Below are 24321 nucleotides of genomic sequence, written 5' to 3'. Positions count from 1 at the left end.
TCAGTCTTTAATATGCAGCGGATTAGTTGCTGCACTATTAGACTGAACCATAGATGTTGAAGTTTGAGGTTGTGTCATATGAATATACGAAGGAAAAAATAATCAAGATATAGTTCTAAGGTCTGAGTAGTTAACACATAGAAAGTATAATAGTTATTGGTGAATATTGTCAAACTATGATTGTTAAAAAATATATACCTTATATTGGATGACTATCAAGATGGGTATCTACTTTTATAAAATGTACATACATGACAACAATTCCTATCAGCTGTTTGTCGATTTTCCACTAAGGTCAATAGTGAATTTTGTGTGATCAGAGGAATATCATGTCGTTTAATTGAATAAGTCTATAGAACTATATTATAGTTTCATTGTAATAAGGAGGATAAGGAGCGACAATATGTGGTCAGAGATATCAAAATTAATAGGTGCTAATCCTATTACTACTTTAGTAATTATTATTGCGGGTACATCGACTATTTGGATGTACAAAGAGTTCAAGGAAATGATTAATCAGAATAACAAGGCGAAGATCAATAATATTAACGAGAAAATAAGGGTATATAGTCAATTACAAGCGAGTACCGCAGGCCTACTTCATGATAAGGGGCACAGAGAATTAAAACTTAGCCTTATTAATAAAATTGGAGATTTTAGTCCCTTCTTAAGTGAAGATGTTCGGCGAGTAGTAATGGACTATCACAGATATGGAGATCCGGCCTATTTGGAAACAATGCTAGCCTTTATTGAAGTTGATATGAGGAAGTTAGAGGAAGATAAAAAAAGACTTTCTGAATATGACAGCAGTACCGATGTTGAAGGTTTTATTAAGAGATTATCGGATCCTTTCAAACCGATCATGATGATATGGCTTCTTCTATGGTTCTTGTTGCTGGGCTACATTAAGTATCAATCTCAAGACACTTGGTATTCTAAATTGTTTGTAGGATCTTTTTTAACTTCAATTTTTGTAAGCGCAATAGCAATACTAGCAGTTATAACTCTGATAAAGAGTAACGTTAGGGATAAGGGAAGGACATATAAGTGGTTTTTATTTGGATATATAATACTTTCACCAGTTTTAATTTTCATTTATGAAGGTCTATCAATTTTGTCTTTAGTCACTCAAATCGTCAGCTTTTATCTACTGATAAGAATACAGAAGAACAAAAAGAATATGATCATCACCTTTGACTAACTAGTTCACATACTTTCTTTTAATATCGCATATAACATTTTCAGTGAAATTTAGAGTGTTCCAAATTTACAAAGCATATATAATCCCCTTTATTTGTGTTTACCTATCATTCACTACCAATACTCTATCGGTAAATTCTGGATCAATATTAAGGGGGGAATGGATAAAGGTAAAAAGCTGCGCCTAAATCCAAGGTGGAAAATCAGATTTTATCAAAATTAACTGCACCCTCCATGAGTCTATGGAATTACTGTGACATTCAATCGAAGACCTCTCACCTCAACAAAACACAACCCCAACCCAAAAAAACAAAGAGGCTGTCATGGCATAACTTCTATAATGGAGGTTATTAGACGGTTCTGGCCGATGGCCGGCCAGCGAGGAGGGCGTGTATGAAGCGGGACGAATACATGGATGGGGCAGGACTTATGCAGGAAAGGTCCAATGTTCTCGCAAGCAATAAGCTGGTAAATGATCATGATCGTAACCGTCGGATAGCCTGGTGGCGCGAAGCTCGCTGTGGGCTCTTCGTGCATTGGGGGCCCTATTCGATGCTGGGCGGGAAGTGGAACGGCGAACGGGTGGATGCAAATTATGCGGAGCATATCCAGTTAAGGGGGAAGATTCCGGTGGCCGAGTATGCGGAGGCCGCTGCGGAAATGAACCCGGAGGCTTTTGATGCGCATGAATGGGCAGCGCTGGCCAAGCAGTCCGGGGCAAAATATCTTATCATGACAGCCAAGCATCATGATGGGTTTGCGATGTACGATTCCAAAGTCAGCGAGTATTCGATTACTCGCCACGCTCATTTTCCAAGGGATCCGATCAAGGAGCTGGCAGAGGTCTGCGAAGCGGAGGGGATTCGCCTTGGAATCTACTACTCCCATGCCATGGATTGGCATCATCCCGATTCGCAGGGGAACACGCTGGATTATCCGGGGAATATCGGCGCGTGGGATGTGCTGGAGGAATGGATCGACGATGACGATAAGCGGGAACGCTTTGAGCGTTACCTTCACGAGAAAGCTCTTCCTCAAGTGGAGGAGCTGCTGACCGACTACGGTCCGATTGGTTTGATGTGGTTTGATTGCGGTCATAAGATCAGCGACGAGTATGCCGTATGGTTCCATGATCGGGTACGCCGGCTGCAGCCGGATTGCTTGATTAACAAGCGGCTGCGGGATGACCGGTTTGCGGATTACGGCAATCCGCATGATAACCAGCTCCGGTTCCATCCGGTGCAGTCGGACTGGGAATCGATTCATACGCTGAATGATTCCTGGGGGTTCCGTTATGACGATGACAACTGGAAGAGTCCGGATGAACTGATCGAACAGCTGCTGCGCGTGGCAGCTGCGAACGGCAATCTGGTACTGAATATCGGGCCGCTCGGAAGCGGAGCGATTGACGATACGTCGAGACGCCTGCTGGAGACGGTGGGCAGCTTTTTGGAGCGGAACGGCGAAGCGATATACGGCACGAGCGGCAGTCCGATCGGTACGCCGCAGTGGGGTTATTGTACATGGAAGCCGGATGAGAATCTCTTGTACCTGCTGGTGAGAGAATGGCCGCAGGATGGTTTACTGGTACTGCCCGGTATCGCTAGCGGAGTTCAATATGCGAGCCCTATCGGAACGAGAGCGAAGGAGGACAACCTGCCGATTCGACAGCTTGGGACATGGGATTGGCAGATTGATGTGCGTTCGGTACCTCAGGACGCCTATGCGACGGTGATCAAGCTGAGGCTGGATGGAGCGTTGGAGACGAATCTCACTCCAAGGTTTATCTCCCAGATGGCGAATACGTTCTGGGCTTATGATGGTGTTATCGAGGGCGATGGTCTGCGATACGATAACGGAAAACGTGGTCATGACGGCGTTACCGGCTGGACCACACCTTCTGCGGCTGTTCTATGGACGTTTCGATCGGAGGAAGAGACGCCGATTCTCTGCCGGGTCATGGTCACTTATTCTGCAGGAGCCGATCAGGCGGGTGGACGGTTTGAATTGTCCCTGGATGAACGGAAGCTCGCTTATACCGTTTGCGATACGGGTGGCGACGGATGCTGGGGAGAATTTGAAATGGGTCAACTGGCCATTCTCTCGGCAGGCGTACACCGTCTTGAAGTACGGGGGCTATCGCTGGTATCGGATTCCTTAATGAATTTGCGCAAGGTTACGCTACTACCCGTGAAGAGGAGTGAGGATTCATGAACATCGTATTTGCTCCTGCACCGGTTGCAGGAGGCTTTCGAATGCCGGGTTATTGGATATGGTGCGGCAGCGTCATCAAGGGTGAGGACGGACGGTACCATATGTTTGCTTCACGCTGGCCGAAATCCTTGCCCATGCATCCCGGCTGGCTTGCGGCCTCGGAGATCGTCCGTGCGGTCTCCGACCATCCTGCCGGACCGTATGTATACGAGGAGACGGTGCTCGGGGCCAGATCGCCGGCCTATTGGGATGGATGCAGCGTGCACAACCCACATATCGTGAAGGTTGAGGGCTCGTACGTGCTCTATTATATGGGCACGACGTTTCCGTTTCCGCTGCCTGAAGAAGGGGTGCCGCTGCTTCCGAATGATCCGCTCGTCGTGGTTGCCAGGGCCAACAAACGGATCGGCGTGGCGACTGCCCCTTCCGTAACCGGCCCGTGGACTCGAAGGGATCATCCGGTTCTGCTGCCCCGCCCGAATTATTTTGACAGCTTCTTGGTGTCTAATCCGGCCCCCTGTGTTCATGAGGATGGTTCGGTGAAGCTCATCTATAAATCTCGTCCCTATGAAGGGCATTCCTATGGCAACATGCAGCTGGGTTTGGCCTGCTCGGAATCGGTATACGGGCCTTTCGCCCGTCAGCCTGAACCGCTGTTTCCCCCAGCCATTCATATTGAAGATCCCTTCGTTTGGCGCACGGCTCGCGGGTACGAGATGATTGCCAAGGACATGGACGGCTCTATCTGCGGAGAGCGTTATAGCGGAGTCCATGCTTGGTCGGCGAACGGGGAACAGTGGGAGATGACAACCCAACCAGGAGAACCGGTTTACTCTCGCAGAGTACGGTGGGATGATGGCTCGGAACGGCTAATGGGTAACCTCGAACGGCCGTTTTTACTCATGGAGGACGGTCGTCCAGCCTGGATGTTTGCCGCGACCTCGGACGGAACCAACGGATTTCACGACTGTACGGAGACCTGGAATATGGCGATTCCAATTCGGGAGATCGTGGAGAACGACGACGAGTAAGAGCGAAACGTATCCGAAACGGGGCATCACATAAAAAGATCCTGAAGCGGATGTATTCTTGTATCCCATGAATCGCTATTTAGGGGGGAATTATAAACTTAAATATATAGGCGCGATCCATATTGTTGGGGAAGCCCCAATCATTGGAAGCATGCGCGGTGCAGCGGCCATGCCCGTGTACGGCTGCGTGTACACCCCGTGCAAGCCCTACTGCTTAACATGGCGGGTTTAGACATAGACCATGTTAAGCAGCAGGGCTTTTTTTTCTATTTCCGCCCCGCAACCCGCGATCTCCAAACACAATCGTAAAAAAACACATCGACAAACAAATGCCGCCATTGTTGGTATGGACCTCCGCTTATACGATGAATACGAAGGAAAACTTACAACGGGAGGTCCTTATGGCGAACATCAACCCAAGCACGCGGCTAACACCGTCAGCGCGGAGCCGGGAATGGTTATCCAGCTTTCGCAAGTACAAGGCGATATACCTCATCTCGATTCCGGGCATCCTCTATTTTCTGGTATTTAAATATGTCCCTTTATTCGGCAGCGCCATGGCATTTCAGGAGTACAACTTATTCAAAGGCATATGGGAAAGCCCATGGGTGGGGCTGGATCAGTTCTACCGGATGTTTCAGTACGAGGAGTTTCTGCGGATCTTCTGGAACACTCTGCTGATCGGGATGTACAGCATTGTATTTGCGTTTCCGGTACCGATCCTTCTGGCCTTGCTGTTAAACGAGATTCGTCTTGTCCTGTACAAGCGGGTGCTGCAGACGGTCATTTACATGCCCCACTTTCTGTCCTGGGTCATTATCGGGGGGATTGCGGTAGGCATTCTGTCTCCGACCACGGGGATCATTAATCAGATTCTGATGTGGGTGGGACTCGAACCGATTTACTTCCTTGGCGAGGAAAGCTATATTCGCAGCATTCTGATCGGATCCGGCATTTGGAAGGAAGCTGGCTGGGGAACGATTATTTATTTGGCGGCGCTGGCCGGGATCAACCCGGATCTGTATGAAGCTGCACGCGTAGATGGTGCGAACCGGTGGCGCCAGACTCTGGCGATAACGATTCCGTCGATTCTGCCCACGATTATGATTCTGTTCCTGCTGAACATCGGCAATTTCCTCGATTTCGGGTTTGAGCGCGTGTTTGTGTTCCTGAATGCCTTGAACGAGAATAAAGGCGACATTCTGGATACGTACATTTACCGCGTTGGTCTTCTCGGACAGCAGTACAGCTACACCACGGCCATCGGCCTGTTCAAATCCCTCATCGGGCTGCTGCTCATCGTGGGCGGTAACGCCATAAGCCGCAAAACGACCGGAAATTCCTTATACTAGGCAGGTGACCGAAAACATGATAAAACGATCAAAAGGCGAATCCGTATTCGAAGTTTTCAACTATATCTTTCTGGCGGTTGTGTCGGCTGCCATGATATTCCCAATCCTGCACGTTGCGGCGCAATCGCTCAGCAGCGATGTGGCCATTTCGCGGGGAGACGTCGGCCTGTGGCCGGTTGAGTTCACCCTGTCCAACTACGCGATTGTCTTGAACGATACTTCCGTATGGCGTTCTTTTATGATCAGCGTATTCGTGACCGTCGTGGGGACCGGGATCAACCTGATCGCAACGGCCTCGCTGGCCTATCCGCTGTCGCGCAATGAATATCGGGGACGAAAAGTCATCCTTATGCTCGTGTTGGTTACTTTTATTTTCAGTGCGCCCCTGATTCCGAATTATCTGCTCATTAAATCGCTGAACATGCTGGATACGGTATGGGCCCTGATCATTCCGGGCGCGATCAGCGCGTACAACCTGTTCATCATGCGCTCGTTCTTCATGAATCTGCCGAACGAAATTATTGATTCGGCCCGGATCGACGGGTGCGGGGAGCTGCGGATCATATCGAGCATCGTGCTGCCTTTGTCCAAGCCGGTCATGGCGACGATGGGGTTGTTTTACGCCGTTGCGCATTGGAATTCGTACTCGTCGGCTCTATACTATATCAATAGCCGTCAGCTGTTTCCGCTCCAGGTTCGTCTGAGAGAGATCGTCATAACCGATCAGATGGGAGAGATGGACACCACGTTTGAAAATCTGGCGAATATGTCCCCGGAGGGCATCAAGATGGCCACGATTGTGATCGCTACGCTGCCGATCATCCTGGTCTACCCGTTCCTGCAGAAATATTTTATTAAGGGCATGCTCATCGGTTCGATCAAATCTTGATCGTAAAAGAACACAATCCCATAATAAGAACGCCAATACTGCATATGAGGGTTATGAGCTACGATGAAATGGATTAAACGAAAGCGCTTACCTCATGAATGAGCCACTTGTCTATTTTTTCGTGAAAAAGGGGAGAGGTTGATGAAAAAAAGTTGGACGGTCTTACTGATCAGCGTCATGATGATGTCACTGCTCGCGGGGTGCGGGGGAAAAGCGGAAGAGGGAGCTGTCAGTAGTCCCAAGCCGGAAGAAACGAAGCAAGGTACAGACTCCAGCAAGCTGGCCTTCTCGATTTCTTTTTCCACGGGCGGCAACACCTACATCGAATCGTCACCCGATATCAATAAGGACAAATGGGTGCTGAAGCTGGAGGAGATGACGAACACGGATCTCGATATCCGCTTGATGTCCCACAAGGAATTTGATCAGAAGATGAGTCTGATGTTTGCAGGCAACGAAATCCCGGACGTTGTGGGCAATATGCGGGGAGGTCCAACGACAGGGTCCATGTCAGGCTCGGTGGAAGCCGGGGTGTTCATGCCGCTGGATGACCTCCTTAAGGAGCATGCTCCGAACTTGATGAAAATGGTCACTCCGGCAGCGTGGGAGGAAGTATCCTATAACGGCAAAATTTACGGCATCCCGGCCTGGCTGGAAAATCCGTCCCGCCGTGCCACTTTCATTCGCACGGATCTGATGGAGAAGGCCGGCATCAAGGAAGCGCCTAAAACCGTGGAAGAGTACCTGGATATGCTGCGTGCCTTTAAGAAGCTGGGTGTAGAGCACCCATACCAGTACCGTGAGGGCTTTAAATATGCGGATACTTTCCTTGGGGCATACGATGTGCTACCGTTCCAGTTCATGGAGCTGAATGGGGAGGTCGTACCGAAGTTCTTCGATGTTGAGAACATGACTAAGGCACTTCAGACGTATAAGACGATGTACGATGAGGGTCTAATCCCGAAGGATTTCGCTTCGCTCTCTCAGGAGGATTACGGACGCAATATCAATGCCGGCAAATCCGGGATGTGGGCCTCCAACGGCGAGGGATTGATCGGGTTCCGCACCAAGCTGAAGGAAGTGGATCCTTCGATGAAGGTGGATATTTACCCGTCCCCGACCGGACCGGACGGCAAGGGCGGACTCGGCTTATACAGCTCGGTATCGACCACGTATTATATCAATAACAAGGTTGGTAAGGAGAAAGCCGTCGAAATCATTAAATTCCTGGATTGGATGCTGACGGAGGAAGCCGATATGTTCTTCTCCTTCGGGATTGAGGGCGAGAATTACACGATGGAGAACGGGAATGTCAACTATAAGTGGCCTGTGACCAAACAAGAGGTCGATGAGGCGGGCTTCCGGGCCAACCAGCTGTGGTTCGTTCATGAGCTGACTTACAACAAGAAGCAGACGGCCCTTACCGAGGATGGTCAGGACGTGATCAAGGCGTTCAGCGATGTGCTGAGCAATGAAGGCCGCGGCGGCATTACGTTCATGGCCAATCTGAACAGCTTCTCCAAGTTCCCGGATTTGGCTTCGACCGGTGATACGGGACCTAAATTCATCCTGGACAGCATGGTGAAGATGATTTACGGCAAGCAGCCGATCACCGATTGGCCGAAGGTGCTGGAGGAATACCGGGCCAAGGGCGGGGATGAGATCATCAAGGAAGCGACGGAGCGCTGGAAGAACAAAGAGAATGTGGTAGACCGTACGAGATAACATCCAAGATAGGAAGCAGGGCATCTCCTGTTTGCCCCTTAAATCGTGTACAATAGATCCAATATGTAAGCGTTTAAACAAAAATGAGCGAAGGATGAAAAATCAAGGTATCCGCCGGTCTTACCATCACAGGTATCCGCCGCGGGTACCTTATTGTTCCATTCGATGTTTGCCTCATACTTATTCTTTTACATACAGGAGGCTAAAATGATATGCGGTTGCTTATTGCTGACGACGAACCTGTAATCCGAAGAGGGCTGGTCAAGATGGCGGAGACCTACCGTCTGCAGTTTGATGCCATCGACACGGCCGTGAATGGTGAGCATGCGCTCTCCCTCATCAAGGAATTCGAGCCGGATGTACTGCTGACCGATATCCGCATGCCACGTATGGGCGGGTTGGAGCTGTGTCAGGAGCTTCATGAGCAGTACGGGCACATTCAAATAATCGTTATATCGGGTTATGGCGAATTCCAATATGCGCAGCAATGCCTGGCTTACGGGGTTAAGCATTATCTGCTAAAGCCGGTCACTGGCGTAGTGCTGCACCAAACGTTTGACGCGATTGTCAAACACCGCAATAAAGGTATTGTATCGCTGGCTTCCTATGTCGATTGGATTGAAAATATCGGGCAGGAGATCTGGATGCTGCAGACTGAACAGCTTGATCGGCTGTTGCTCGATTGGAGGGCGCATCTGCAGGCGGCGGGACTCAGTGTTCCACAGCTTCAGCAGCTGCTGGATGATGCGGTGGGCATGATTTTCCGTCGTCTCGTCTCGAAGGGGTACATGGAGGTTTCGGTAATTGAACCCATCGGTCACCACACGGTGCAGGAGCAGCTGTTGAACGAGTTCGAGCTGAGGGTCAAGCAGATGACCGCCGATCTGGTAACGCAGCGGTGGGGGAATTTCAAGAACCCGCTGGATGAAGTGAAATCGTATATCGACACGCATCTGTCCGAGGAGATCACCCTTGAGGAAGTGGCGGAAATGGCCGGTTATACGCCGACGTATTTTAGCGCGATGTTTAAGAAGATGACGGGCGATACCTTTGTAAGGTACCGGATTCACCGGCGAATGGAGCGGGCGAAGGAGCTGCTGGCCCTGCCGCATATGCGGATCATCGACGTGGCGGCTAATGTCGGCTACGAGGATTACCCCCATTTTACGAAAATGTTCAAGAAGGTAACGGGACATACGCCGACGGAATATCGGACGATGCTGGGCTTTAACGGATGAAAAATAAACTGTACCGCAAGCTGTTTCTGTACTTTGTATCCATCATTGTGCTGACTACCTTGTTGATCGGCATCGTTACCTACACGCGCTCATCAGCCGAGCTGGACCGCCAGCTGGACCGGCATATGTCGCAAATCGTACAGAATGCCTTGAACCATACCGATCTGTACATTAAATCCTACGACCGCACGATGATCTCCTTATTGACCAACCGGGAATTGAAGAAATTCGTGGATTTGCCTAACCCGGCGGACCATTACGAGTACTATCAAATCAGCTCGACGATCAAGGATACGGTATTCCGTCCCCTCATGGATCGGGGGCCCGAGCTGCTGACCATGTATCTCCTGTCTTACAACGGAAATGCCACGTACAGCTTCGGCTCTGATTTTACCGCTCCGGTATTCAGTGCAGGGGAGAAGGCGAAGCAGCTGACGGACCTCCGCAATACGACGAAGGATGAAAGCGGTCTCATGATTCATACGGAGAGCATTATACCAGGACGCAGCGGCAGCGTTGTACGCATGACGAGACTGATCAAGGGTCTATCCTCCACAGCGGAAAAAGGCGTGCTCGCCATGGAAGTGCGTTCCCAGGAGTTATCCTCCCTCTGGAAGGGAATTGATCTTGGCGAACGCGGATACTTCTATATCGCGGATGCCAGCGGCCAAGTAGTCTACCAGCCAGAGGGGCTGGTGCATAACGCCTCGTCTCCGGCCGAGGATCCGAAGCTGACTGCCGCCATTATGGGCGCAGACGAGGAATCCTTCAAATATACGACGGCCGATGGAGATCAGAGGGTGTTTATGACGCGGATGTCTCCCTATTCCGGATGGCGTCTGGTGGCTTCGATGCCGCTGGAGGAGTGGCGCAAGCCGATTGCCAGCATTCGTTCTACGGTTTGGACGATCGGCTTGATCAGCCTCATTGCCGCTTGTTTGCTTGCTTACCGCTTTACCCGGTCCATTACGCAGCCCATCCAGACGATTATCCGCGGGATGCGCCAGACGGAACAGGGGCGGTGGATTCCCTTGGAGCTTCCTAAACGCGAGGACGAGCTGACGGAAATGATGCAGCGGTACAATCTGATGGTGACCCGGCTGTCGGAATTAATCGAGCGGGTATACGAGACCGAGCTGCAGCAGCAGAAAACGATTATCGAACGGCAGAAGGCCGAATTCCAGGCGCTTCAGCTCCAGATCAATCCGCATTTTATGTACAACACGCTGGAGACCATCGTGTGTTATGCCGAGGTCGAAGGTTCATCGGAGATTACTGAAATGGTGTCCTCGCTTGGCTTTATGATGCGGTATTCCTTGCTGACGTCGCTGGAGGAGATCACGATCGCGAATGAGCTCAAGCATGTGTTGAACTATATGACGATCATGAAGCATCGGCACGACCTGGAGTTCGATCTTCAGGTGGAGGTACCCCATGAGCTGCTTCTATATAAAATGGTGCGATTGACGCTCCAGCCCTTAATCGAAAATGCATTCCAGCATGCCTTTCCGGACGGAATCGAAGCATCGCAGTACATCATGATCTCTGCCGGATGCGATGAAAATTCCTTCTGGGTCAGCGTGACGGATAACGGTGTCGGCATGACGGATGAACAGCTGCGCGAGGTTGCGGCACGGCTGTCCTACGAGTACGACCATGTGAATCATGTGCCTGAATCCTCCCTGAACCTTAGCGGTACCGGAGGCATCGGGCTGCTGAATGTGCATCGGCGGATTCAGCTGGTATTCGGCGAGAATTACGGACTCCGCGTAACCTCGGCAGGCGAGGGAACGGGAACCACCATCCGCATGGTCATGCCGTGTCCGCCGCGAGCATAGTGTAAGGCCTGCCTCCGTATTGGAGGTCAGGCCTTGTGCTTTTTGAAGTAATAGGTATAACCCTCAGAGGTTTCCCCTTCTTATCCCGCAAGAATGATTGGGTTACATGCTCCCCGTTTGCGGCGTGAGATGGATGGAAACGCCGCCGTACACCTTGAGACGTATCTTGATGGTATCCTTGGCGCAGCACGTTTCCGTATGAACCTCAATGGGAGGAAGAACGGAACGATATCGATATTCGTCCGCTTCAGCCTGTTCCTGATAGATCACGGCTTGGTAGGCTTGGTTATCTTCAAGGAAATCCAGCGGGATCTGGATGTCTCGACCTCCCGCGGCGCAGATCGATGCGACAAACCATTCCTCGCCAGAACGTCTTGCTATCGTAACGAATCGGCCCGGATAACCTTCCAGCAGCCGAATCTCATCCCAGACGGTTGGAACGGCGGCCAGAAGCGGTTTGCCGGGATGATCCGCGAAGACCGAGATCGCATCCGCATAGTGCTGGATGCCGGATTCGAAGAGGATGGCCAGGGCCAGCTGCTGCCCTTGGGTGGTCGTGGTCCGTCTGCTGAACGTGACCGGCGTAAAATCCATGGAGCCGATCACATTCCTCGTGAACGGCAGCGTACAGAGATGAACTGCGTTAGGCCCTTCACTCTGCGCCCGGTAGTATTCCGCACCGTAAACGCCTTCTCTTGTCATCACATGAGGCCAAGTCCGATGCTCGCCGCTTGGTTTGGTCGATCCATGGAAATTGACCATCAGCCGATGCCTGGCAGCAGATTCGGCAATGGCATCATAGACCTGGAGCGTCTCCTGGTTGTCGCTGTCGAAGAAATCGACCTTGATGCCAACGGTGCCCCAGGATGCCCACAGGCGCAACTTCTCTTCACGAAGCTCCCTCGTCTTCAGTCCTTTATAATGCGTCCACAGCCAGATGCCGACGCCACGCTGTTTCGCGTAAGCGATAAGCTGCGGCACGTCCAGCTTGCCTTCCCAGCCGCCGTCCACGACGCTGTATTCCCATCCCATCTCGGCGGCAAAATCCACATGCTGTCGTTGAATATTCATATCGCCGCAGGAATCGCCTTCCGCGTACCAGGACCAGGCTGCTCGGCCCGGGGAGATCCAAGAGATATCTTGAAGCACGGACGGGGGGCATAGGTGAGTCGTTACCGAAGAGGAGACCAACTCCCCTAGCGATCCGATGATCATAACACGCCAAGGCGTTAAGAGTGGAAGCTGCGCAGCAATCGGCGTTTCCTGATCCGGGGCGTACGAGATGCGGAGCTTCCGGCCATCTTGCTCATCCACTGCGAGATGACTGGCGCCATAACCGCCATCCACGGCAGCTTCTGTCAGCAGCAGCCATTGATCCTCTGCCGATTGGACCAGCAGCGGGAAACCGAAATGCCTTCCCCGAAGATGTTCCGGCATGGCATGGTCGAAGGTTCGTTCATAACACCTCATGAACGGCTGCGCCCAAACGTTGAGCATCCGGTCTTCCGGAAGATGGAATCCGGAGAGCTCGTTCTCGATGCGAATATCTCCTTCTCCGTGCAGCTCATACCGGTATGCAACGCCGTCTTGAAAAGCACGGAAACGAATCTTCACCTGATGATTCTCCACCGAAGTCAGCAGCACCATCTCGCTTGCTTCGTAAGACTGCGATTTTTGCTTGCCGGTCACAAGCTCGTAACGCTCCGTGATCGTGTTGTACTCAACCCCTTGAATGATGCCTTGCTGAAATTTGTATTTGTCGGTTATCAGTCCGAGCGGTGACTTCTCGAGAACCCGGAATTGCTTGTTCATAACCGTATAAAAGAGGGGGCTGTTATGTTCTTGTTCCAGTGTGATCTGCAGATTCCCGTCAGGCGAATGAAGTTGTGCGTGAAAGGGGGCTGACGGAGGCCGGGATAACTCATGATCCATAAACGAAACTCCTTCCTTGTCGCTACAAGAATGTCGTATCCATTGCAGTTTCATTGTAACGGACACAGCGAAGCCTTAGCATACGGCTCCGTTCGCTCCGGGTTGTGTTTTCTTACGTTGTGTTACTCCATAAAAAAACACGGCCATTCCGCAAGTTACGGCATGGTCTGGCGGGCAGTCGCCGTTTTATCATGGAAGCATCATCAAAGGTGTTTGAAAGGAGGGAGTCATGTAATCGCGGGATGGATCGTAGTCACTACATATGACAAAGGATGGGTGATGATTGATGAGACAGGTACGCAAGCGTAACAGGCAGGCAAGAAGAGGAAGTTTCATACTGCTGCTGGGTATTCTTCTGTTTTCGCTCGGCAATCCGCCAATACAGGGTGAAACGGCGTTGCCGGATGCCATGGAGCGGGTCAACCTGGCTTTGAATAAGCAGGCGACGGCCAGTTCCGAGATCAGCGGGCGTGAAGCTGTGAAGGCCATTGACGGTAGTCGTGATACCTACTGGCAGCCGGCGAGCACAGACCGTGAGGACATGAGTGTATACATACAGGTGGATCTGGGAAGCGAGCAGTCCTTGAACCAGGTCGTCCTGGATTTGAACCGGGGAGATAATTTGGGAAGTATCGAAGTGGATTACTCCCGGGACCGTGAGTCCTGGACCAGAGCCTACACGAAGAACGGGGGTATTCGAGCGGACGGTCAGGAATCGATCACCTTTGATTCCGTAAGCGCTTCCCAAATTCGGGTATCGCTGCAGCTAAGCCGAAATCTCAATGTTCAGCTTAAGGAGTTGGAGCTTTATATGCAGGATGGAGATCAAGGAATCCCGTCCGATGTAACGGAGCTGGCCTTCGTGAAGCCGGATGGAACCCCTTATAACAACAATGATGAACTTACCTTGGACATAGGAGGTACATCTGTCGTGGAGGCGCGCGGCAAACAGGTGAACGGCGAGTGGATGACGCTGCCTCAAGGCCAGGTTCAATATCATGTAGTGGGAACCAGCGCTGCGGTTACTTCCGAAGGCACGGTAACCGGTGTCAAGGTAGGAGCCACCCGGATGTATGCGGAAACCAGCATCAACGGCCAAGCGATGCGTACGCCGGATTTCTGGATTGTCGTGAAGGACGACCAGGAATTCCAGGATGCGAAGTACATTGCTTTCAGTTCGTTCACGCATCCGGCATTGGTCCAAAAGATTGGCGAGGCGGCGATCTTGGGGGAAGGCAAGGAACTGCCAGTTGTAACGATCGCTCCGAATTTGGATGGAACCGTATCCGCCAGATGGTTCAAGGACGGTCAATCCAGAGGCTCGCTGGGCACGAAGTCGCTGCAGGCAGGGGTAACGCAATCGTTAACACTTCCGGATGGGATGAAGGTACCGGGCACGTATGAGGTGCGGATGACTTTCCAAGCCACTGACGGGGGAACCTACTACGACAGCTTGTTTTATACCGTCATGCCCAAGAAGGGAATTCCTGACGGTCAGAGCCAAATCGCCTTTACCGGAAAAGACGGCAAGATGGTGTATGTTCCCGATTATAAGGGGAACCGGATCATCGATTTCTCAAACGTCGGTTATAGGGGTGGCGGTGTGAAACTGCCCGACGTTCAGGCGAGAATTGCCGTACAGCCGACCGGCGGGGACGATACTATGATGCTGCAAGCGGCAATTGATGAGGTGTCCCGGATGCCGCGTGAAGCGGATGGCTTCCGGGGGGCGGTGCTGCTGAAGAAGGGCACGTATCTGGTCGGCGGTTCCCTGAACATTCAGGCCAGCGGGGTCGTGCTGGGGGGTGAAGGCAAGAGCGAGGACGGCACCATTATTCGCGGCACGGGAACAACTGCCAGAAATTTGATTGTCGTGGGCGGAACGAATGGTGCGGCAATTGTTGACGGGACGGAGACGGACATCCAGGATCTGTACGTTCCGGCAGGATCGCGATCATTCCATGTGCAGAATGCCTCCGACTATCAGGTGGGCGATTCTGTCACTGTACGAAGAATCGGCAATGACCGCTGGATTCATGAGATCGGCATGGACCATATCTACATGCGGCCAGGAACCGGGGGAACGCAGCAGTGGTCCCCGTTCAATCTGGATTTTGACCGCGTCATTACGGCCATTGACGGCAACCGGATTACGGTGGATGCTCCATTAGCGAATGCCATTGAACGTCAATGGGGCGGAGGCAAGCTGTTCAAGGCGACGGATGAGTCACGAATCGAACAGGTTGGGATTGAGAACATGCGAGCCATATCCGATTTTGATCCGAGCAAGACCGATACCAAGATGGATAACGATGTTCTGGATACCCCGTATTATTCCGATGAGGCACATGCGGAACGATTCATTATGATGAACAGCGTGAAGAATGCCTGGGTGCGCGAGGTGGACGGCTACCATTTCTCCTACGCCTTGGTGCAAGTAGGACGGCAGGCCAAGTGGGTCACCGTGCAGGACAGCGAAATGTACGATATGGTCAGCGTGATTACCGGCGGGCGTCGTTACAGCTTTTTCATCCAGGGGCAACTAAATCTGGTGCAGCGCAATTATGCTGAAACTTCACGTCATGCTTATGTTATTGAGAGCCGCGTACAAGGACCGAATGTCATGTACGACAATAAGGCCACTCGCGAATACAATACAAGCGAGCCGCATCATCGCTGGTCCACGGGCGGCCTGTACGACAACGTCAGTGCGCGTATCAGCGTCCGCGACCGCGGCTGGCTGGGCAGCGGACATGGCTGGGCGGGAGCGAATTACGTCATGTGGAATACCGAAGGCGGGCTGGTTGCGCAGAAGCCCCCAACGGCACAGAACTATGTCATCGGCCATATCCCGACCGAAGACGGTCTGAATGTGAAACCGCTCGTTCCGAATGATTATGATTCAAGACCGCGCGAGGACGGCTATTGGGAATACGCTGACCGGCATGTAGCGCTTCAGAGCTTATTCGTCCAGCAGTTGAAGGATCGCCTGGGGCAGCAAGCAGTGGATAATTTGGCACGTACGCCTGTGGGCGGCGGTTCGGTAGATATACCAGAGCAGCCATAATTATATGGAGCGAACAGGGGATTATCAGGGGAAACGCTGATCATCCCCTTCTTCGCGAAGAAGGAGACGTGTATGAAGGTGGAGAAGGTGGAGAGGGAGACAATTGGAAGAGATACGGAACGTTCTCTTGGGGGACATCATGCCGAGCCAGATCGTGCAGGACAGCACGGCAAGATTGAAGCGGCAGGTCATGAAACCGCATGGCGACAGCCTGATACATCTGCAAATCGGCGCTTGCGGTTATGGTACGCTTCCCCGGCGGCCGAGTGGAACGAAGCATTACCCTTGGGGAATGGACGCTTGGGCGGCATGGTTTTTGGCAAGACCTCGCTTGAGCGGGTGCAGCTTAACGAGGATTCCCTCTGGTATGGTGGTCCGGGAAGGGGAGCCAACCCTGACGCCACCGAATATTTGAGCGAGATCAGGCAGATGCTGCGGGATGGACGCCAGGCCGAGGCTGAGCATCTGGCCCGGATGGCGATGACTTCATCCCCGAAATACGAGCAGCCTTACCAGCCGCTGGGCGATCTGCTGCTCAAGTTCCTGGATGCCGAGGAAACGGTGGAGCATTACGAGCGAGAGCTGGATTTGGAGCGGTCCATGGTGACCGTATCCTATTCTTCGGGCGGCATAGGCTATCGCAGGCAGTATTTTGTCAGTGCGCCGGATGACGTGATGGTGATTCGCCTAACTGCCGATCGGCCGGGGGCGCTGACCTTTGCGGCGAACCTGATGCGTCGTCCTTTTGACAGCGGAACGGATTCGTTAGGGCACGATACCTTGCTGATGAAGGGCGAATGCGGTACGGACGGCATTTCCTTTTGCACGGCGCTGCGTGCTGTCGCTGAGGGAGGAAGGGTCCGAACCATCGGTGATTTTCTCTCGGTAGAAGGGGCGAATTCGGTTTCGCTGCTGCTGTCAGCCCATACGACCTTTCGATGTCAGCAGCTGGACAAGGTATGTCTGGAACAGCTGGATCATGCAGCAGGCATGTCGTTCGAACAGCTGGAAAGCCGCCATCTGGAGGAATATCGGGAGAAGTTTGAACGGTTCTCGATATTTCTCGGTTCCAGCAAGAAGGGTGTGAATCGAGCAGGGTTAACTGAAAGGGAAAATGGCATTCCGAATGGGACAGACCGTATCTCCGGCTCAGATCCAGTTGGAAATTCGGATTGTGCAGAGGATGATTGTTCATTCCTGCCCACCGATCAGCGGTTGAATTTGCTGAAGGAAAGAGTCAAGGCAGAAGGGGCCCTTGCAGAGAATAGTGATCCCGAATTGATCGCGTTGTATGTCCAATACGGGCGTTATTTGCTTATCTCCTGCTCGAGACCCGGATCTCTCGCGGCAAATTTGCAGGGGATATGGAATGACAGCTTTACTCCGCCCTGGGAATCGAAGTATACGATCAATGTCAACATTCAGATGAACTATTGGCCGGCAGAGCTGCTGAGTCTGGCGGAGTGCCACGAGCCGCTGTTCGACCTGATTCATCGCATGCTTCCGAATGGCCGGGACACGGCTCGCGAGATGTATGGCTGCCGTGGTTTCGCAGCGCATCATAACACAAATCTATGGGGAGAGACCCGGCCTGAAGGAATATTGATGACCTGTACCGTATGGCCGATGGGAGCTGCGTGGCTGTGCCTGCATCTATGGGAGCATTACCGGTTTGGCGGGGAAACGGATTTCCTGCGGGAGCGGGCGTATCCGGTCATGAAGGAAGCTGCGGTATTCCTGCTGGATTACATGACCGTGGATGAGGAAGGAAGACGGATAACCGGCCCTTCCGTATCGCCGGAGAACCGATTTGTGCTTCCGAACGGAGCCATCGGCAGCTTGTGCATGGGACCCGCCATGGATTCGCAGATTGCGACGGCCTTGTTCCAGGCATGTCTAGAGGCAGGCCATCTCGTTGGTGATGAAGCTGCCTTCCTTGAAGAGCTTCAAACCGTACTGCAAGAAATTCCGGCACCGCGGATTGGAAGGCATGGAGGGATCATGGAATGGCTGGATGATTACGAGGAGGCCGATCCCGGACATCGGCATATCTCGCAGCTGTTCGCCCTGTATCCTGGAGAGCAGATTGATCCTGTCCAGGCACCGGAGCTTGCCGATGCGGCTTACAAGACCTTGGAACGGCGGCTTGCGCATGGCGGCGGTCACACGGGCTGGAGCCGGGCCTGGATTATCAATTATTACGCCAGGCTGCAGCGCGGCGCGGAAGCGCACGAGCATCTGGTGCATTTGCTGGCTTCCTCGACTTATCCGAATCTGCTGGACTGCCACCCGCCTTTTCAAATCGACGGTAATTTCGGCGGGATTGCGGGTGTCGCCGAAATGCTGCTGCAATCGCATACGGGAGAGTTACGGCTTCTCCCCGCGCTGCCCCCGCAGTGGAACAGCGGTGAGGTGAAGGGGCTTCGTGCCCGCGGCGGCTTTGTTGTCGACATGCGCTGGGAGGAAGGGGAATTGACCGAGGTGAAGATTCGCGCCGACAAGACGGGGGAATGCAGGATATGGTCCCGTTCACCGCTGGTCCTGATGGAGGAGATACAGCTTGAGGAGATTACGCTGACAAGTACCACGATATCCGGAGGAGCGTATTGCTACTCGTTCTCGATGCAGCAGGGTGCAAGCTGTAGTTGGGGAAAGTCTGTGAGGGAGACATATAAAGCGGTTGAAGAATAAATTTAATTTAAAAGAATAGAGAAATCTATCTGTGAGGGAACAAATAGAATGTTATAACAACGAAAGTAACCCACTCCTAAGGTTGGCGCCTAAGTGGGTTACTTTCTCATTCCTGACTTGATACCTCAATAACGGATCGATTGCACAAAATACTAGTGAAGAGTAAGGATACTTGCTGCGATTGAGTCCTCAAGACTACACTAGTATCATAATGAAACAGACAAACATCAAAGGAGGGACTGCCTTGTATCATGCAATTGGAAAGACGCAATTGGCGACATTTGCTGGCGGTTGTTTCTGGTGCATGGTGAAGCCGTTTGACGAGCTTCCTGGTATTCTATCCCTGGTTTCGGGTTACACGGGCGGCCATACGGAGAATCCAACCTATGAAGAAGTGGGAACGGAAACGACAGGTCATTACGAAGCTGTGCAAATCCGGTTTGAACCCGATGTGTTCCCGTATACAAGGCTGCTGGACATTTACTGGCGCTTGATTGATCCAACGGATGAGGAAGGCCAGTTCATGGACCGTGGGGCGTCGTACCGGTCAGCGATTTTCGTGCATGACGGGGCGCAGCGCGAGCAGGCGGAAGCCTCCAAGCGCAATCTGCAGCTTAGCGGCCAGTTCAAGGGGAAGATCGTGACGCCGATCCTGCCGGCGTGTCCCTTTTATCCCGCGGAAGATGTCCACCAGAATTACTATAATACCCACCGTTATGACTATAACCGGTATTATGAGGGCTCCGGCAGAGCATCTTTTGTTAAGCGGCATTGGGATCGGAAACAGGACAAGGAAGAGCTGCGGAGGCGTCTTACCGCGCTCCAGTATGCAGTGACGCAAGAGGGCTTGGATGAGCCTGCTTATGATAATCCGCATTGGAATAACACAAGCCGGGGGATTTACGTGGACGTGGTGAACGGAGACCCTTTATTCAGCTCAACCGACCAATATGATGCCCGCACGGGCTTGCCGGCTTTTGTAAAACCTCTCCATGAGGGATATATCAGCAAAAAAGGAGATCTTCGCGGCGGCAAGGTACGTACCGCGCTCTATGGCAGATTGTCCGGCTCTTACCTCGGTCACCTATACCATGACGGACCTCAGCCTGGCGGCTTGCATTACCAGATAAACTCTGCGGCGCTGCGCTTTGTGCCGGAGGGGGAGATGGTTCGGGAAGGGTACGGTGAATTCGCACGATTGTTTGAGTAGGGACAGGGAAATTTATTGGAGGCTGTCAGTACATGAATAACCTGAAAGAACAGGAATTATTATCTCAGGCGGGAGGCTGCCAGTCATTGAGGTCCAGTTGCTGCTGTTATATAACAAAAGGGTTAGGCAGAGGGCATGAGTGCCCGATCTGCCTAACCCTTTTTTCACAACCCTCAACAACCATATAAATACGACTTTACGTCCCGCCCGATGTAGGCCCTCCATACAATCAGATTGTAAGGATCGTCCCAGTCGATGTTCTGCGGCTCCTCGAACATGCGGTGCAGGCGGTTGTTGTTGAAGATGATCGAGCCGCGCTGATCAAAAGCTACCCCGTCTACCCACAGCATTCTGTCGTCGGACAGCAGCTTGTTGAACGAGCGTGTGTACGGTGAATAGTAACCGATTCCCTTGCCTTCGAGCATGGTGTAGAATACACGGCCTTGATTGTCGGCATGCATGCCGTCGGTTGTCGTTCCTTTGCTGCCCAGGGTCTGAACGGAATCCCGGATGATCGAATCGGGAACATCGAAATTTCGCAGAAGCCGCGTATCGACAGCGTACAGATTGCGCCCCGTTACCTGGCAGTAGAATAGAGTTCCGCGATCCGCGGACAGCGCTATGCCATCGGCCCCGGTCCGAATCGGCTTGTTGCGGTATACCGGCTCGGTATCGATCTCAAACCGGAAACGGGGGACGTCCTGCGTACTGTAATGACTGTCGAGGACGCGCCGAAATTTCTTCGTTCTCATATTGTAGACGATGATTCCGCCATACAGCGGATGGTCCGGCCAGCCGGAGCCCGAATCGGTAATATAGGCATAACCGTTGCGGTTATCCACCACGATGTCGTTCAGGAACGATGTTCGGGGCGGGGCAATATCGTCCGGAATGACAATAGAGTCGAGCAGGCGGTTAGCGCTCAGATCCCAGACGAGCAGCTTTTGCGAGCCTACGGGCGAGGTATCGTATGCGATTTTTCCTTGATCCAGAATCCACATCCGATGATGTTCATCAATCTCGTAGCCAAGGACGGATTGCAGCACCCGAACATCCCCCGGCGTATTCCACTCCCAGCTTGGAAAAGCCTCCAGTACGGGCTTGCCGTTCACCATCACAATGGTATTCAGCGTAGCGGGAACCCCTTCAGCCCAGCGCGGAACCGATACATAGAAGCGTCCCTGCCGGTCTACTTTGACGCCTGCGGGCATGCAGTGCTTCCAATCCTGACGCTCTTCGAATCGCTGCTTCATCGCAGGGTTCGGGAAATTCCAGTCCAGGCGGTTCCAGTGGAAGAGCATCTGGTACGGACTTGTATAGCTATGGGTTTGTTTACAATGAGGGACAGCAGGCTGCTGCCACTGGCCCTCCACTGAATGATGCGGTACAACCATTTCAAGACCTCCGATAACATGCTCGGTTCATCCATTAACGCAGCGCAGATTATTCTTCGAGCTTATTCCTCAAGTTAGTTATATGCCCAGAGGGATGGATTGGCGCCGATTAAATTCACCGGGAGGTCTTTTGGGAAATTACAAGTTACACTTGCAGAATCTTAATCAGATTCGTGTTACCGGATTGACCGATCGGCACGCCGGCAGACAATACGATAATATCGCCTTTTTCGATGTAGCCTGTCTTGATGGCATTGCGGGTAGCGGATTCGAACATTTCGTCCGTCGTTGTGACTTTGTCGCCTTTTACCGGAATGACACCGGAGAGCAAGCAGATCTTGGCCAGCACTTCTTCATGCTGCGTGACCGCGATAATCGGTGCCTTTGGACGGTATTTCGAAATCATCCGCGCCGTAAATCCGCTCTCCGTTGCCGTAATGATCGCTTTGGCATTCAGCACGAGGGAGGAGCTAACCGCACCCTGGCTAATAACCTCGGTAATATCGGCTACCTGCTGTCTGGATTTGAAAGCGAATTGGTCTTTATAATCAATCATCGTCTCGGCGCGGCGGGCGACTGCCGCCATCGTGCGCACGGATTCTACCGGATATTTGCCGGCAGCGGATTCGCCCGAGAGCATGACCACGTCAGCGCCCTGGATCACCGCGTTAGCCACGTCGCTCACCTCGGAGCGGGTTGGACGGGGATTGACCTGCATCGACTCCAGCATGTGCGTTGCCACGATAACCGGTTTGCCTGCCAGGTTGCATTTATCGATCATTTCTTTTTGCATCATAGGCACTTCTTCGATTGGCACTTCGACGCCAAGATCTCCGCGGGCAACCATGATTCCGTCGGATGCTTCAATGATGTCGTCGAGGTTCTCCATGCCCTCTCCGTTTTCGATCTTGGATATGATCTGTACATGCTCCGCGCCGCGTTCTTTCAGGATGCTGCGGATTTCGCGGATGTTGTCGCCATGACGCACGAAAGAAGCGGCAATGATCTCAATGTCGTTCTCCAGGCCGAAGCCGATGCATGACGTCACGCTCGGTTACGCCGGGAAGCGTCGTTTTGATCCCAGGGAGGTTGACGCCTTTACGTGGTTTGAGCACCCCGCCGCTGATAATTTTGCAAAGAATGTCCGGTCCGTCGACGCGGAGAACGTTCAGGTCCACGAGGCCGTCATCGATCAGGATGCGGTCTCCCGGTTTAACCACTAGATTCAGCTCGGCATAATTGACCGAGATGCGCTGGGCATCGCCAAGAATTTCTTCGGTAGTCAGGATCAGCTCCTCACCTGGTTTCAGAAGGCAGGAAGCCTCCTTCAGCTTGCCGATCCGTACTTCAGGTCCTTTAATGTCCATCATGATCGGGACATACGTGTTTAATTCGGCTGCGGCCCGGCGAACATTCCGGATCCGGGTGACGTGATCCTCCAGCTCGCCATGTGCCATATTCAAACGGGCAACGGTCATTCCCTCCTCAATCATGTTCTTCAACAGCTCAATGGAATCGCACGCGGGTCCCATCGTACATATGATTTTAGTTTTTAGCATGGCTGTTTGTTCCTCCTTTTATTTGTTCTCTTCTGCTTTTATACAGCATTTCGACTTCATTCAAACTTCCCTAATGATCACATTGTAGCCTGTCTTGTCGAATCATGATATGAACTATAGTACAATGGATGGATTATAGTATCGCATTTGAGGTGAGTTATGATCACTCCGATAGAAGTAGAGCAAATTAGCGGTGTCGATTGGTATGAAGAAGCTGATCATGAGCAAAGAGCATGGCGCTTAAGCCTTGTGACCTATGGAAAATGCGTATATTGGGTGAATGGCGATAAGCAGATTATGGAGAAAGGGGAATTGCTGCTTATTCCAGCCGGCGTTCCGTATTATGGCAAAAGCATCCCTACCGTGACGCACACGCAAACCGTCGTTCAATGGACGGAAGGCGTCTCGTCGGTCTTATCCGTGCTGGATCGGAAAGAAGCCTTGAAGTTTAAACCGGGTGTTTATGAGTTAATCCGCGAACGGTTGAAGGTGATCCATCAGCAGTGGCAGGAACGCCCATCTTATTATGTCTTGATGATCGAAGCATTATTGACCGAAGTGTTGATTTATATCAGTCGTGAACTGGACAAGGGCGTCATCACGCCGGAGAAGCACTTGCACGTGGACCGGATGAAATCTTATATCGAGCGGCATTACCGTGAGAAAATAACGAAAGAGGAGCTGGGCGATGTCATCGGCAAAACCCCCAATTACGCAGCGGTACTCTTTAAAAGCGTTACAGGGCAGACCATCAGCCAGTACGTGCACGCTCAGCGGATCAAACGGGCAGTGTATTTGTTAACGGAATCGAAGCTGACGGTACAGGAGATTGCCGTATTTCTCGGATATCAGGACCTCTCCTACTTCTATAGAATCTATAAACGAGTCACGGGCACCGCTCCATCGGATTTATTGCATGAGCGTCCACGAACGATATAGAAGATTTAACGCAAAAAAGAGGGCTGTCTATGCCCTCTTTCG

At 52.1% G+C, this 24321-nt stretch carries 14 protein-coding genes and 1 pseudogene; 12 read left to right on the top strand and 3 right to left on the bottom strand.

Features of this window, described 5'->3' with window-relative positions; translation table 11 throughout:
• The first annotated feature begins 403 nt into the window (after positions 1-403).
• The 8 genes from AK95_RS18135 to AK95_RS18100 all read left to right on the top strand — a co-directional run bounded on the left by AK95_RS18135 (position 404) and on the right by AK95_RS18100 (position 11487).
• On the top strand, positions 404-1201 hold the full coding sequence (locus AK95_RS18135; protein ID WP_071221301.1) for a hypothetical protein: 798 nt from the start codon (positions 404-406) through the stop codon (positions 1199-1201).
• Positions 1202-1593: 392 nt separating this feature from the next.
• Complete coding sequence (locus AK95_RS18130; RefSeq protein ID WP_071221300.1) at positions 1594-3414, top strand: alpha-L-fucosidase; 1821 nt, start codon at positions 1594-1596, stop codon at positions 3412-3414.
• Positions 3411-4445 (top strand): glycoside hydrolase family protein, encoded by a 1035-nt coding sequence (locus tag AK95_RS18125; protein WP_071221299.1) that lies wholly within the window; start codon positions 3411-3413, stop codon positions 4443-4445. The genes AK95_RS18130 and AK95_RS18125 overlap by 4 nt, the downstream gene beginning before the upstream one ends.
• A 401-nt stretch (positions 4446-4846) precedes the next feature.
• Positions 4847-5797, top strand: a complete 951-nt coding sequence (locus tag AK95_RS18120) for an ABC transporter permease (protein WP_071221298.1) — start codon at positions 4847-4849, stop codon at positions 5795-5797.
• A gap of 16 nt (positions 5798-5813) precedes the next feature.
• On the top strand, positions 5814-6686 hold the full coding sequence (locus tag AK95_RS18115) for a carbohydrate ABC transporter permease (RefSeq protein ID WP_071221297.1): 873 nt from the start codon (positions 5814-5816) through the stop codon (positions 6684-6686).
• Positions 6687-6827: 141 nt separating this feature from the next.
• Positions 6828-8411, top strand: coding sequence for an extracellular solute-binding protein (locus AK95_RS18110; protein ID WP_071221296.1), 1584 nt, complete (start codon positions 6828-6830; stop codon positions 8409-8411).
• A gap of 212 nt (positions 8412-8623) precedes the next feature.
• Positions 8624-9649 carry a response regulator transcription factor gene (locus AK95_RS18105; protein WP_071221295.1) on the top strand — a complete coding sequence of 342 codons (1026 nt, stop codon included), beginning with the start codon at positions 8624-8626 and terminating at the stop codon, positions 9647-9649.
• A complete protein-coding gene (locus tag AK95_RS18100; protein ID WP_071221294.1) occupies positions 9646-11487 on the top strand; it encodes a cache domain-containing sensor histidine kinase in 1842 nt (613 codons plus the stop codon). Before AK95_RS18105 ends, AK95_RS18100 begins: the two co-directional genes overlap by 4 nt.
• A gap of 102 nt (positions 11488-11589) precedes the next feature.
• Here AK95_RS18100 and AK95_RS18095 read toward each other — a convergent pair whose 3' ends face one another.
• Positions 11590-13419, bottom strand: coding sequence for a glycoside hydrolase family 97 protein (locus AK95_RS18095; RefSeq protein ID WP_071221293.1), 1830 nt, complete (start codon positions 13417-13419; stop codon positions 11590-11592).
• A gap of 286 nt (positions 13420-13705) precedes the next feature.
• On the opposite strand from AK95_RS18095, the gene AK95_RS18090 reads away from it, so the two are divergent.
• The 3 genes from AK95_RS18090 (at position 13706) to msrA (ending at position 20387) form a co-directional block, all read left to right on the top strand.
• Positions 13706-16486, top strand: a complete 2781-nt coding sequence (locus tag AK95_RS18090) for a discoidin domain-containing protein (RefSeq protein ID WP_071221292.1) — start codon at positions 13706-13708, stop codon at positions 16484-16486.
• A gap of 72 nt (positions 16487-16558) precedes the next feature.
• Positions 16559-19177, top strand: a complete 2619-nt coding sequence (locus AK95_RS18085) for a glycoside hydrolase family 95 protein (protein ID WP_071221291.1) — start codon at positions 16559-16561, stop codon at positions 19175-19177.
• A 244-nt stretch (positions 19178-19421) separates the two neighbouring features.
• Complete coding sequence (msrA, locus tag AK95_RS18080) at positions 19422-20387, top strand: peptide-methionine (S)-S-oxide reductase MsrA (RefSeq protein WP_071221290.1); 966 nt, start codon at positions 19422-19424, stop codon at positions 20385-20387.
• Between the two features lie 173 nt (positions 20388-20560).
• On the opposite strand, the gene AK95_RS18075 is transcribed toward msrA, so the two are convergent.
• Positions 20561-21781, bottom strand: a complete 1221-nt coding sequence (locus AK95_RS18075; RefSeq protein ID WP_071221289.1) for an L-dopachrome tautomerase-related protein — start codon at positions 21779-21781, stop codon at positions 20561-20563.
• A 145-nt stretch (positions 21782-21926) separates the two neighbouring features.
• Positions 21927-23340: pseudogene (pyk, locus tag AK95_RS18070) on the bottom strand (pyruvate kinase).
• Positions 23341-23499: 159 nt separating this feature from the next.
• Here pyk and AK95_RS18065 point away from each other — a divergent pair.
• Complete coding sequence (locus tag AK95_RS18065) at positions 23500-24279, top strand: AraC family transcriptional regulator (protein WP_071221288.1); 780 nt, start codon at positions 23500-23502, stop codon at positions 24277-24279.
• Positions 24280-24321: the final 42 nt, after the last annotated feature.

The sequence above is a fragment of the Paenibacillus sp. LC231 genome (assembly GCF_001860525.1).
In the GTDB taxonomy this organism is placed as follows: domain Bacteria; phylum Bacillota; class Bacilli; order Paenibacillales; family Paenibacillaceae; genus Paenibacillus_AQ.
This window is presented reverse-complemented; position numbering and strand designations above follow the sequence as displayed.